The 12,520-nt window shown below is 40.7% G+C and carries 12 protein-coding genes and 1 pseudogene; 6 read left to right on the top strand and 7 right to left on the bottom strand.

From position 1 onward, the window contains the following. Nucleotides 1–322 precede the first annotated feature (322 nt). Nucleotides 323–688 (top strand): response regulator, encoded by a 366-nt coding sequence (locus tag PHF18_RS02590; protein ID WP_300097912.1) that lies wholly within the window; start codon nt 323–325, stop codon nt 686–688. A 692-nt stretch (nt 689–1,380) separates the two neighbouring features. Beyond that, entirely contained in the window at nt 1,381–2,664 is a 1,284-nt protein-coding gene (locus tag PHF18_RS02585) for a tetratricopeptide repeat protein (RefSeq protein ID WP_300097909.1), read from the top strand. Between the two features lie 77 nt (nt 2,665–2,741). Here PHF18_RS02585 and PHF18_RS02580 read toward each other — a convergent pair whose 3' ends face one another. Next, nucleotides 2,742–3,323: an RDD family protein gene (locus tag PHF18_RS02580; protein WP_300097906.1), complete on the bottom strand. Its 582-nt coding sequence runs from the start codon at nt 3,321–3,323 to the stop codon at nt 2,742–2,744. Between the two features lie 200 nt (nt 3,324–3,523). Between PHF18_RS02580 and PHF18_RS02575 the strand changes: the two genes are divergently transcribed. Both PHF18_RS02575 and PHF18_RS02570 read left to right on the top strand, forming a co-directional pair. Beyond that, nucleotides 3,524–5,881: a tetratricopeptide repeat protein gene (locus PHF18_RS02575; protein ID WP_300097903.1), complete on the top strand. Its 2,358-nt coding sequence runs from the start codon at nt 3,524–3,526 to the stop codon at nt 5,879–5,881. A 49-nt stretch (nt 5,882–5,930) separates the two neighbouring features. After that, nucleotides 5,931–6,191: pseudogene (locus tag PHF18_RS02570) on the top strand (tetratricopeptide repeat protein); the annotation flags it as partial. A 173-nt stretch (nt 6,192–6,364) separates the two neighbouring features. On the opposite strand, the gene PHF18_RS02565 reads toward PHF18_RS02570, so the two are convergent. From PHF18_RS02565 to PHF18_RS02545, 5 genes are all read right to left on the bottom strand, one after another. After that, complete coding sequence (locus tag PHF18_RS02565; RefSeq protein WP_300097900.1) at nt 6,365–6,802, bottom strand: CoA-binding protein; 438 nt, start codon at nt 6,800–6,802, stop codon at nt 6,365–6,367. A 122-nt stretch (nt 6,803–6,924) separates the two neighbouring features. Further along, nucleotides 6,925–7,806, bottom strand: coding sequence for a DUF1638 domain-containing protein (locus tag PHF18_RS02560; protein ID WP_300097897.1), 882 nt, complete (start codon nt 7,804–7,806; stop codon nt 6,925–6,927). An 85-nt stretch (nt 7,807–7,891) separates the two neighbouring features. After that, on the bottom strand, nt 7,892–8,053 hold the full coding sequence (locus PHF18_RS02555; protein ID WP_300097894.1) for a hypothetical protein: 162 nt from the start codon (nt 8,051–8,053) through the stop codon (nt 7,892–7,894). A 60-nt stretch (nt 8,054–8,113) separates the two neighbouring features. Then, nucleotides 8,114–8,314: a hypothetical protein gene (locus PHF18_RS02550; RefSeq protein WP_300097892.1), complete on the bottom strand. Its 201-nt coding sequence runs from the start codon at nt 8,312–8,314 to the stop codon at nt 8,114–8,116. Between the two features lie 810 nt (nt 8,315–9,124). After that, the gene (locus PHF18_RS02545) at nt 9,125–9,475 is read right to left on the bottom strand and encodes a hypothetical protein (RefSeq protein ID WP_300097889.1); all 351 of its coding nucleotides are present in this window, start codon (nt 9,473–9,475) and stop codon (nt 9,125–9,127) included. A 238-nt stretch (nt 9,476–9,713) separates the two neighbouring features. Between PHF18_RS02545 and PHF18_RS02540 the strand changes: the two genes are divergently transcribed. Then, nucleotides 9,714–10,586 carry a winged helix-turn-helix domain-containing protein gene (locus PHF18_RS02540; protein WP_300097886.1) on the top strand — a complete coding sequence of 291 codons (873 nt, stop codon included), beginning with the start codon at nt 9,714–9,716 and terminating at the stop codon, nt 10,584–10,586. Nucleotides 10,587–11,058: 472 nt separating this feature from the next. Here the strand turns inward: PHF18_RS02540 and PHF18_RS02535 are convergent, their stop codons facing one another. Beyond that, on the bottom strand, nt 11,059–11,289 hold the full coding sequence (locus PHF18_RS02535) for a ferredoxin (RefSeq protein ID WP_300097884.1): 231 nt from the start codon (nt 11,287–11,289) through the stop codon (nt 11,059–11,061). 252 nt (nt 11,290–11,541) lie between these two features. On the opposite strand from PHF18_RS02535, the gene PHF18_RS02530 reads away from it, so the two are divergent. Further along, the gene (locus tag PHF18_RS02530) at nt 11,542–12,507 is read left to right on the top strand and encodes a phosphocholine cytidylyltransferase family protein (RefSeq protein WP_300097881.1); all 966 of its coding nucleotides are present in this window, start codon (nt 11,542–11,544) and stop codon (nt 12,505–12,507) included. Nucleotides 12,508–12,520 lie beyond the last annotated feature (13 nt).

The raw sequence follows: 12,520 nt of genomic DNA, 5'->3' as shown, positions 1-12,520 counted from the left end.
TGAAAGTGCAGCACTCGAAAAAATACAGCTTACATTAGTCTTTAGTACAGATCTGACTGATAGATAACAAAGAGTCCAGGTTTTTCTCAGAAATTCAAGACTGGATTTTTCAGCTTGCAGAAATGGATAAATATAGAACCCTATACTAATTTTGAAATTTTTAATCTGAACATATTTTTTGCTTTGAGACAATATTTCACTTAAGTAATTTAATATAAGTGTGAAAAACTATTGAATTTAAGAAGCGACTACAACTTTTGAACATTATCTCAAAATTGATGTCAGTACATTGAATTTAGTTTTAACCGCAAGGAGAACCCCCATGAAAGTACTGCTTGTAGACGACGACCCCTTATTTTTAGATCTATCAAAGACATTCTTAGAAGTTTTCCACGATATACTCTCCGATACTGTGGATTCTGCAAGAGAAGCTCTCAAGATGTTAGAGAAAGACTCCTATGATGTGATAGTCTCGGACTATGATATGCCTGCTATGAATGGTATCACGTTCCTAAAGACTGTCCGTGATAAGAGAATCAACATTCCTTTCATTCTATTTACGGGAGTTGGAGAAGAACTTATGCACCAGGCAATACAAAATGGTGCAAATTCTTTCATTATGAAAATGAGTGACCCAAAAACTCAGTATTCAGAGTTGTCAAAACGAATCTGGCAGGTTGTAAAATAGCAGTACAACCATTGATCCAAATTCCTAATAACCATTTTTTAACTTTTTCTATCCACATGTTTTTAGACTCAACATCCCTCTCTTTTTACTGCCTTCTGGAAGTGGGGAAGGGATATTTTGGTATTGCCACAAGGAACGAAATAAGGTCATCTTAGGACATTTCGAGCTTGCGACAGCAAGCACTTAGCTTTCTATCAAATTTAGCTTCACAGCTTGCAGGATTTTTAAACCGGGAACAAATTTCATACAGTGAGCGGGGACGGAGGCGAAGAAAAGCGAGGCTTCTCAAGGGTAGGCAATTGCTATTAATTTTGTGACCGGACCTGAAACAATATATCTTGTAGTATCCTAATATAGGATCAGTCCGAAATATTTGCAGTTAGAAACTCCATTATAGCTCTTAATCATTCTATTTTTTCATTCAGGAGAGATAAGTTACGGCTAATCTAAAGAAAGATTCGGGAAAAGAGGAAATTTCTGCTGAAAGCGGCTCTATTGAGAAGGGAATAGAAAAAGGAAAAGAGAAGGGAATAGAAAAAGGAAAAGAGAAAGGAATAGAAAAAGGAAAAGAGAAAGGAATAGAAAAAGGAAAAGAGAAGGAAATAGAAAAAGAAGAAAAAGAAGAAAACCACACTGTTCTGTTTGAAAGATACGGACCGAGGTTAAGAGACCTGGACCCAGAACTGGTCACATTGGAAGATGAAATCGTCTTAAAAGAGGCTTTCAGGCACGCAAAAGAGGTTTTAGAGCCTGAAGAACTGATAAACTGGTTTAGAACTGCAGCCGAGCCTTTCTACAGGTCAGCAACCTGGGAAGCACTTTTACCCTTGTATGAAGATCTGCTTGATACTGCGAAAAGAGAACTGGACCCTGAAGACCCTGTAACTGCAGTTGTGTTAAACGGGCTTGCAGGGATTTACCGCTACATGGGAAAGCACGACGAAGCCCTGAAGTTATTTTCAAGAGCACTCAGCATCCGTGAAAAAGCTTCAGGTCCGGAGCATCCTGAAACCGGAGATACGCTCAGTGAACTTGGGATTCTCTACTACGTCATGGACAGGCAGGAAGAAGCCCTTTTGCATTATAAGCGGGCTCTTGAAATTCAGGAAAAGTTTCTGAGTCCGGAGAATCCGGGAGCTATCAGGACCCTTAACAGGATGGCTTTTTTCTATAAGGGGGTAGAAAGGCCGGAAAAAGCGGAAGAACTTTTCACCCGTGCCCTCGGGCTGCTTGAAAAACTTGATGAAAAGGAACCTGAGAATAAAAAAGTCCTGGCTTATACTGCCGGCACCCTGAACAATCTTGGAGTCCTGCTCTCGGAAATGGGCAAACTTGAAGAAGCCGAGGAAAGATACGGGCAGGCTCTGAAACTCCAGGAAAAGGTATACGGAAAGGAACACCCGCAGATAGCCCAGACCTTAAACAACCTTGCCCTGCTTTATTTCCAGACAACAAGGTATGAAAAAGCCCTGATTCTCTATACGCGCTCTCTTGATATCATGGAAAAACTGGGACAAACCGAGCATGCCGGCTTTGCCACGACCCTGAACAACCTTGCCGGCGTCTACGTCCAGAAAGGCCGTCATGAAAAAGCCCTTGAACTTTACACGCGAGCCCTTGACATCCGTGAGCGTGTCCTTGGTCCGGACAATCCCGAGGTTGCCAAGACCTTGAACAACCTTGGCGAACTTCACAGAATCCTCGGCCAGCACAAAAAAGCCCTCCCCCTCTACTCCCGCGCCCTCAAGATCTATGAAAACACGCTCGGCCCCACCCACCCCGATGTCGGGACAACCCTGAACAACCTCGCAGGCTTGCACGAAAGCTTGGCTGAATACGAAACCGCAATCGACCTCTACGAAAAAGCTCTCGACATAATAGAAAAAGAATACGGACCTGACCATCCCTACTTCAAGATCACGAGGAACAACCTGCTTGGCCTGTATGAGAAAATGGAGAGGAGCTGGCGAAAATAACTTTTAAAAGAGCCGGAAGAGCCAGAAAAAAAAACGGTAAATGGAATTAACTTCCGGTTATGAGGAAAATAGGAGTTTTACTCCTCATTTCCTGCCGAAATTACTTCCGGATATTTCCGAACAACCGTACATGCCAGTACATCGTGGACGCCCTGCCCATCATCCATAAACAGGATCGGGATATATGTCACGAAAGGCATGAAGAAGTACCAGATCAGGTGCTCATTAACTATTCCCACTCCGTTAGCGGCTATATCTACGACTACCAGAACGAGAACCGGCATTCCTCTTGCAAAGTACCTGAAAAATGCCCTCACAAAAGATATTCTCCTGCCCTCGAGGTCCACAACTTTCAGATTCATCCACTTTTTTCCGGGTGTTGCCTGCCCTGCTGAACTTTCAAAGTAAACAAAATAAGCAAAGATCGCAAGGTTTGCAAACACTATGCCATATATTTCCAGTGAAGGGCCAATAATTAACGTGCCAGTTATAAGGACAAGAAGAGCAAACAAATTTACGATAAAGATGTCAAGCATATAAGCTGCACATCTTTTCCATACTACAATTAAGTCAACTTTTTCAACTGTTTTTGACCCATTGATAGATTCAAAACACTTACCGCTCTCACCGGTAATGTTAACTTTTTCCGTATTAACCATTCCCCCGTTATGTACAATTTTTTAATACTATTAAACATATCCCTCTGGGAAAAGTTAAAAAGTTTTTGGTAGAGTTTTAGAAAGGGCTTTTCTATTTTTGGAATTGAAGGATTTCAGTAGTGTAATATAGGACAAATTCAAAAAACATTAGCGGATTTGAAATTTTAAGTTGACCAGGAACTGATTTTCGGAGGAATTGGGTGGCTATTCGTCCTGCACCTTTAATTGAGGAAAAAGAGAGACCGTTTGTTGACAGAAAAGAATTCATCGAAGCATTTGAAAACAACTTTCAAAATCTTGGGAAAAAAGACTACAGCGTCCTGGTTTACTATGGAGTTGGCGGGATCGGCAAGACAAGTTTACGAAAAGAACTCCCCAAACTGCTTGAAGAATATAATGAATCCGATCAAAATACAGGCGTTATTTGGGCTTCAGTCGATTTCGGCATAGAGTCCCACAGGCAGTCAGATAAGTTTCTTGGAATCCTGAAAAACCAGCTGCAGGAAAAAAACAGCGTAAAATTCCATTTATTCGATATCGCACATGCCGCATACTGGCGAAAAGTCAATCCCCAGATCCCTCTTTCAAGAGATGGATACTCTGAAGATAGCATTGTAACAGATCTCCTTGATTCATTTGGCGGTCTTGTTTCGATAAATTACAGCAGCATCAAAAAGGTTGTTGAAAGGGCTCCTGACCTCTTTAAGGAATGGGCTTTAAAGAGAGAAAAGGAAATCGCAAGACTGCCAGAAATGGAAGCTCTGGATATTGAAAAAATGCTTCCTGCATTCTTTGCACACGACCTGGCTGATTATCTGCAAAAAAACTCAAAGTCAGCAGTTTTATTCATTGATAGCTATGAAGCTCTCTGGGAAAAAGAAAGAGGGCAGGGAAGTTATAATTCACGAGATGAATGGATAAGGCAACTTATTGAAAACCTACCAAAATCATCCCTTTGGGTAATCTGTGGAAGGGAGGAACTCCGCTGGGAAGAATCCGATAAGGACTGGAATAATTATCTTGAACAAAAAGAACTCAAAAAACTCCCTGAAAAAGATGCTTTTGACTTTCTTAATCGCTGTGGAATTAAAGAAGAGGAGATTCAAAAAGTAATATTCAAGGGTAGCGAAGGTGTTCCTTATTACCTTGAACTTGCGGTTGATACATACACCGAAATCGCAAAGACCAGTTCTCCAAAACCTGATGACTTTGCCACAACTCGTAGTGAAATCTTTGACAGATTCATGAAATACTTGAGTGCCCAGGAACAAGAAACTCTGAAAGTATTGTCCTCTCCTCGGTTCTGGAATCAAGATATTTTCAAAGCATTAATCAATAGTTTCAATACCGGCTATCCCCTCACAGCATTTTCGGAATTGAACAGATTCTCCTTTGTCCAAGAAACCGAAGGGAAACTCCAATTGCATCCACTCATGAGAGAAAGCCTGCAGGTTTACCAAGCTCAAGATTTGAAAAAAGAAGTCCACGGCTTTATGCGTGATCATTATAGCGACAAGATAAAAGACATAGACATCAAAGCAATCACTCCTGAACACGAAACCGCCCTAACAGAAGCCTTCTACCACGCAAAAGAAGCCCTCAAAGCCGAAGAATTATTCAATTGGTTTATCGACTACTCAGACCCATTCAATAGAGCAGCATTCTGGAAACTTATTTCTTCGATGTATGAAGAAATGCAGCAAATACTTGAAGTTAATCTGGGATCGGAACACCCAGATGTTGCAAACACGCTAAGTAATCTCGCAGAACTTTATCTTCTAATGGGAGAGTACGACAAAACACTACCATTATATCAAAAGGCTCTGCAGATTTGGGAAAGGACAATTGGACCAGAAAATCCCAACATTGCAATTAATTTGGGCGGGTTGGCGTTAACTTACCAACGTATGGGAAAATACGAAAAAGCACTACCATTATATCAAACGGCTCTGCAGATTTGGGAAAGAGTAAAGGGGCAAAAGAACCCTGATTATGCAACCACATTGAATAATCTTGCAGGGCTCTATGAAATCACGGGAAGATATGAAGAAGCACTACCACTATATCAAAAAGCTCTGAAGATTAGAGAAAAAGTACTAGGAAAAGAATCTCCAGATGTTGCAAATACTTATAACAATCTATCATTTCTCTATTTTCGTATGGGAAAGTACGAAGAAGCACTGTCATTATACAAAAATGCCCTAATGATAATTGAAAAAGTGCTTGGACAAGAACACCCAAACGTTGCAACCATATTGAATAATCTTGCAGGTATCTACAAAACAATGGAAAACTACGAAGAAGCACTGCCATTATATCAAAGGTCTCTGAAGATTAGGGAAAAGGTGCTTGGACAAGAACATATCGACGTTGCAACAACACTAAACAATCTTGCAAGGCTCTATAGCATTATGGGAAAATATGAAGAAGCACTACCATTATACCAAAAGGCTCTGATGATATTTGAAAAACAGTTGGGTTCAGAACATCCTAATACAACAGCAATACGAAGTAATTTTATTCAATTCCTCTGCACATGGAGGGGAAATGAGGAGTAAAGTGAGTATATTTTTTTAAGTTTGATAAAAATTTATATAAAGAGAGGGAGATTACGAAAAAGCACTCCCACTTTATCAGCGGGCACTTGACATTCGTGAAAAGGTGCTCGGGCCACAACACCCAGATGCTGCAACAGCACTAAACAATCTCGCAGCACTCTATTATCACATTGAGAAATATGATGAGGCTTTGCCCCTGCTTGAACATTCCCTTAAAATATTTGAGAATAAACTTGGTTCCACCCACCCATATTTCAAGACAACCGAACAAAATATTCAGGCTCTTAAGGAGAAAATGGAAGAAAAATGAAATTTGCTCCACATTGTGAAATCGCTGGCATTGATATACTCCGGTATGCAAATATTTCTACTCGTGTTTGCTTTTGGAAAAAGCCGTTCACTGCGCGAACGGGAATAGGGACCGGGTTTTGAAACAGTGAACACACAGAGGTTCCAAATAGTGAATCAAAACCATCCTTTCCTTCAATACTTCCCCGTCATCTTCGCAACCGCCCTGTGTATTCCATGTATACTTACCCCGCTTCCGAGGTACAGCATGGGGCAGTGTTCGGTCATACATTCAATTCCTTCTGCCTTGCAGGTTGCCAGGGCTTTTTCGGTTTCGGTTCTCCAGTGCAACCAGATTTTGGTTATGCCTTTTTCTTTCAGGGCAGGGATGAGATTTCCGGGTTCACTTTTTGTGACACCGAGAACGGCGCGGTCGATGCCGGCTGGAAGTTCGGACACACTTTTCAACGAGCCGGGCTCAGGCTTGTCGGAAAGATCAATTACATAGACTTTCTTGCCCCGGTTTTTAAGTTCGGATATTGTCCACTTGATTGCGGGTTTTGATTTGTCAGTGATGATTGCAAAAGTACTTGCATCCCAGAAGCTTTCTCGTTCGGATTTTTGCGGTTCCATCTTAAATTTCCCCATTGATTCCAGTATAAATATTCGTCTTGTTTGTATAAGAATTATGATGTGCTGCTGAGCGATAAAGGAATAAAAGTTTGAAATTTGTTTGAAAGATTTCTGGACAAAAATCATTCAATAGTATGCTGGATGACACCTTTTCTGGCGGCCATGTAGGACTTTTCTGCAAGTTCTGTGCTTCCCTTTATTTCTACAATTTCCATGTTGAAAGTGCGAGCAAAATCCTGTATATTTTTGTGGAAATCAGGGTCGTATGAAAGGCCGGTATCGAGTTTGACAACTCGTGAGTATCTCGGGTCCTTTAGATAATTGTCGTCGAAATTCCGGGATTTCTTCCTTTTTTCTCCCATCTCTTTCCAGCTCGAAGCCCACATGGGCGTGAAGTAGAGGGCGCCAGTTCCCCTGCAGGCGTACATGGTTTCGTCGTAGGCGGCGTTTCCCCCGAGGGCGGCGCTTATGCAGTCTGCCACGACTTCTCCGTTCCCGTCTTTCAGGCAGTAAAGGGGACACTCAAATCCCGAAAAGTCCTCTTCCAGACTCTCAAAGGCTTTTCCGCAACTGCAGTAAAAGAGAAGGATTCCATCCGAGAACGCTGCCATCTCCCTGATCTTCCCGTAGACTTCAGACTTGAGGAGCTCGAGATCATCATGAAGCCCCAGCCTGAGCGGGTTTACAACCACCGTCACCCTGTGAGCCGCTTTTAGCTTCATCTTTCCGTGAATTTCCCCGAAAAAAGGAAGCCTGAGCAGGGGTTTTGCAAGCGCCATTAAGCCGGAGCCGGAACCGGAGCTGTGCCTGTTCCCCAGGAGAAAAGGAACCCTGTCCAGGGGCGCTGTTCTGGTCAGGCAGTTCACTGACTTGAGTTTCCGAAGCAGCCCGAAACTATCCCTGCCTTCCACCACAATCAACTGCTCCAGTTCCCTATCACTCGAAAGGACATGGGCAAGCTCATCCTCAAACATCCTGCAGGCGATAATACTCAGTACGGGCATGTAAAAACCTCTTTCCGGTGGTTTTCCGCTTCCACTTTTCCACTTCCAATTTTAGTTTTTCCGTCGGACTTTCCGTTTTATTTTTTCACTCCACCAGAAGAATCCCCACGTACACAGTTTTTTCAGGGTTACAGAACTCAAGCTCGACACCTGCTTTTTCCAGGACTTTTCGCAGGTTGGTCCCCACAGCTTCAGGGGCGGAACGCCTCCAAAACTTACAGGAATGGGGTATGGGAAAAAGGACCAAAAATGTCCGAACACAAAAAATAAAAAATGAAGGGGTAGCAGTGCCGGATAGGAATTCAGGTTACTGTCCCTGAAGTCTCTGCCCGGCAGCCTGGAGTGCGCCACCCAGTGCTTTTGCGAGCTCACAGTTCTGGTTGCACTTAGAGGGACAGTTGCAGTGCTTTGGTACGTTTTCCATCATCCACTGACCAAGGAAGCCGAAGGCTTTGAGCTGTTCTTCATTAGCAGTCTGTACGAAGTTGTTTATGTCCTGTAATTCCATTCATTATCACCGGACTCTAAAAAGCTGTATATATTTATATACTTGAGCGTCATAATTCTGTACATCCCCTGTTTTTGTACATAAATATGACCTTATAAATTTAATAATTGGGACATTTGTGGCAAATATATCTATTTTTACCCTACTTTTTACCCTACTTTTTACCCTTCTTTTCACCCTACTTTTTACCCCGACTTTTTATATTTTTGCGTAAAGGTATACATATTGATTATGTGTTTAAAATTAAAACGTAGTTATTTTCACGATTAACTGATTAAAAATCTCTATATTCAAAATCATTGATATATTATTACTTTAAATAGATTTTAAATTGATTTAAATAAATTTTTTTACAAAATAAGCCTTATTATCAAAGATTATTGAAAAATAAGGTATTTTGTGGGAAATGACAAAAACCCAATTATTTAGAAAGACGGCAGCTTGACTATTCAGACAAATTTTAAAGCCGGAAAACGAACAGTGAAGTAGATAGAAAAGATATGTATAAGCACTGTAGAATATGAAATCCAGAAATAAAAGCCTGGCTAATCCGGCAAAACCCAACCGTAATATATATATATAGTAAAATAATATTGATTATTATAATAACGCGGGTCGATATAGCAAAATATTGATAAGATAACATACTTAAGAACATTAGGGCTTATTGCCTGAAGGATAAATGACAGTTTATCCCCAGTCTACATAAGCCCTATGTAAATAAAGTAGATACACGTTTGCCGCATGATGGTGTGTGAATTAAAAGCGGCAAAGGTCTGTCGCACTATGAAAAGATAGGTGTGTATCTACTTACTTTATGTCAGGGCGTTGATCTGACATACTAAGGTGTTGACCTGACAAACTAAGGCGTTGACTTGCAAACTGTAAAGCTCCCTGGAAGGCTTCGGTGTCCTCGCACTCACAAGAGTCGGAGTTGCAGAACCTGATTCCGTAGTGCTGCATCCATTTGTTAAGGTAGCCGAAGGCTTCAAGCTGTTCACCACTGGCATTCAAAACAAAAGCAGTGACGGGGTGCGTATAGTCAGTCATGTCAACGAAACTCGGTGCTTCGTATTCTTCGTTTTGTGGGGACTGTACATTTTCATATGCCGATGAAAGGCAAAAATGCCTCCATGGAGCATGGTATTCTATCATATCCATTATCTAGGCCTCCATATATTATCTAATATATAGTATACTTATTTTAAAAAGTGCTATATACATATCTTATTTTAAAAAGTACTATATACATATAAATATGAGCGTCATGATTATGTACAATTGACACCCAGTACAGAAAAATGACCCTTAATTAAGAGAGTTCATAATAAAGTAGAATTATTTTGCGAAAAAGTTAAAACCATTTCAATGTAAACTGTAGCACAGGAAGGTACCCGACATGAACTCCGAAACCCTGACAGAAAGCCCAAACTTAAAAGGAAAGAATACACAGTCAGTAACCGGGGAACCCGTAAGTTCACTTGAAAATGTTCCTGACTATTTTTCAAAATACAATGTTGAGAGCAACTACTTTGAAGAACTACACTCCATAAAAAAAGAAATTACTTCCCTTCGCAATGAGTTTTCCCGTTTCCTGCAGCGGGCAAACCAGCAGCATATAGAGACCATGATTTCCGAGATGAAGAAAAACTTCATGAAACCCATGATAAACTACCTCTGCGAGGAGGCTGGCGAGCGCATGGAAAACGGGATGACCCGGGACTGCCAGATGCGGGAATTCTGTGAGATCTCTTTCCGGGACCTTTTGCAGGAAACTGCAGGCCTTGTCGGAAAAGAGAATGTCGGCTCCGAAACCGTCAAAATATACAGGGAAAAGTTGGTAGAACTGAAAAAGCATGCAAAAACCGAAAAGTGCAGCAAGTGTTTTTCGGAAGCTTCTACCCTTTTTGAAAAACAGGTCAGGCTAATGCGTTCCCTCCAGATATACGAAGACAGGACAGAAGATGCAGAGCAGCCCGACATCAGCGAAATCAAGCCTGAAAAAATGGTCCCAGAAATCTGCGAACCCATTGCCAACAAACAGCGTCTCATTATGCTAAAAGCCCTCTCAGGAGAAAGTAAGACCTTTTCCGAACTTTCTAAACTCACCGGGCTTCGCGGTGGAAACCTGCTATTTCACCTGCAAAAACTGCTTGATACAGGCATGGTTTTACAGCGAAGTGAACGCGGAGACTATATCATTACAAGAAAAGGGTATTCCACCCTTCAGGGGCTCTCCAGAATTTATTCCAAAATCGGGTTATTAGAGTAATGGATAGAAAATCCCTGCATGAAAACGGTAAAAACGATAAAAACTGTAGAAAACCTTTAAATAACCAGAGAAATTGCTCTAATCCACATTTCGACCCCCTGCCGACAGGGGTAAATAATTCCTATATATTGGTCATTTAATAAATATTATCCATGCGTCTTCGGTTAAGTGAGGAATCGTGATAAATTACCTCCATTCCCACAACAGTTATCAAATATTTTTAGAAATTGAGGACTGGACACGGTATCGATTTCATGTAATCAGGCCAAAATTTAAGGTAGACTTCTAATGCAAAATCGATACTTTCAGGCAAGAAAATTCCTTAACCGAAGACCAATGAAATATTATCTTAACTAATTGGCACATTTGTACCATGGATTTGTACAGAAATGCCAGAATTTGAAATGTGAGTCTAATGAAAAATAGATGATCAAAAAAATTAAGGAAACTAGCTTAAATCGAACAGGCCATTTTAGCCGTCGTTTCCTATTGCCTCAACCGGGCAGTCTGCCAATGCCTCCTTACAGGCTTCCTTTTCCTCATCAGTGTCCGGCTGTTTATATACATAAGCGTTAGAGTCATCTTCAGTCATTTTAAAGTTCTCTGGTGATGTATCCACACATAAGTTACATGCGATACAGTCATAATCTACATAATAAGGTCCTGGAACATTTTCCGCAACTTTATCTGTCTTATCAGCCATATTTCACTTCCCCTATTGTGTTTCTATCACAATAAGAGTAAATAAGAGGATTTTTATATATAATTTAACATTCAAAATTGCTATTAACATTCAAAATTGCTAAGATCTATATAAAATAATTCACCCCAAATATTAAAAGAAAATTAGCGGCTTAAGTGAAATTGGTCAATATAATCACAACTTCTTTACAACCTATTTAACACAGGTAACAACCAATATATAAACGATGAACAATAGCCAATTGGATTTACAATGAATTCGAATCACTGCAATAGTGATACTGGAGTCATAACTACAGCATTACTATTGGCAGCTGGTAAGGGTAGTCGTCTTTATCCTTTGACACGCGACACACCAAAATGCCTTACAATGGTTCATAAAGCATCTATGCTTGAACGACTTGTCATCAATTTGAAAAAACAAGGCTTCAAACGTCTTGTTGTGGTCACAGGGTTCCAGGAAAAATGTATTCGTGAGTTTCTTGGAACGCGGGCTGGTGGAATGAAAATCGAATATATTTTCAGCCCCCTTTATGCGACCACCAATAACATATATTCACTCTGGATGGCCCGTAAAATTATTAATGAGCCTTTTCTCCTGATTGAAAGTGATCTTATTTTTGACGTATCTCTTCTGGATGACATGTGTTTTCCTGACAAAATTGCCGTTGCACGCATGCAGCCGTGGATGAATGGTTCCACTGTCACAGTCAATAAATCCCAACATGTTAAGAGATTCCAATGTGGTACTGTCAGGCCTTTTGATGAGATCAGATACAAGACTGTTAATATTTACAGTTTTTCGCTCTCTTCATGGCATAGTATTGCAAAAAGACTGGATCAGTACATTTCAGCCGGCAGAGTAAACGACTATTATGAAACCGTATTTGCGGAAATGGTGGTTGATGGTAGCCTCTCTCTTAAAACAGTCTCTTTTGACAGCAAGCGATGGTATGAAATAGATACAGTTAAGGACCTGGCAGAAGCTGAGAAACTATTTTCGGCAGACAAATCTGAAACAATAATTCCTAACAATATCATGCCATATACCTCCGGAATATCAAGGCCGCATTTTCAACAAACAAAAAGAAGGGAGAAGGAAACGATTACTCGTTCAATTTCCGGTTTAAGGTCATTCCCTCCGTCCAATTATTTAAATTTAAAACCAATTCTTGAGGCTAAGACTCCAAAAACAGAAGTGCCACCTAAAAACAAATAAAGAAGGAAAATAC

It is taken from the genome of Methanosarcina sp., assembly GCF_028693135.1.
In the GTDB taxonomy this organism is placed as follows: domain Archaea; phylum Halobacteriota; class Methanosarcinia; order Methanosarcinales; family Methanosarcinaceae; genus Methanosarcina.
The sequence above is the reverse complement of the archived record's forward strand: the minus strand, read 5'-3'. Positions and strand labels throughout refer to the sequence as shown.

Excerpts from the sequence above, each read along its gene's own strand:
- PHF18_RS02580 (WP_300097906.1), bottom strand. The coding sequence starts at position 3,323 with ATGGTTAATACGGAAAAAGTTAACATTACCGGTGAGAGCGGTAAGTGT.
- PHF18_RS02565 (WP_300097900.1), bottom strand. The coding sequence starts at position 6,802 with ATGGAACCGCAAAAATCCGAACGAGAAAGCTTCTGGGATGCAAGTACT.
- PHF18_RS02545 (WP_300097889.1), bottom strand. The coding sequence starts at position 9,475 with ATGGATATGATAGAATACCATGCTCCATGGAGGCATTTTTGCCTTTCA.
- PHF18_RS02560 (WP_300097897.1), bottom strand. The coding sequence starts at position 7,806 with ATGCCCGTACTGAGTATTATCGCCTGCAGGATGTTTGAGGATGAGCTT.
- PHF18_RS02590 (WP_300097912.1), top strand. The coding sequence starts at position 323 with ATGAAAGTACTGCTTGTAGACGACGACCCCTTATTTTTAGATCTATCA.
- PHF18_RS02550 (WP_300097892.1), bottom strand. The coding sequence starts at position 8,314 with ATGGAATTACAGGACATAAACAACTTCGTACAGACTGCTAATGAAGAA.
- PHF18_RS02530 (WP_300097881.1), top strand. The coding sequence starts at position 11,542 with ATGAATTCGAATCACTGCAATAGTGATACTGGAGTCATAACTACAGCA.
- PHF18_RS02540 (WP_300097886.1), top strand. The coding sequence starts at position 9,714 with ATGAACTCCGAAACCCTGACAGAAAGCCCAAACTTAAAAGGAAAGAAT.
- PHF18_RS02535 (WP_300097884.1), bottom strand. The coding sequence starts at position 11,289 with ATGGCTGATAAGACAGATAAAGTTGCGGAAAATGTTCCAGGACCTTAT.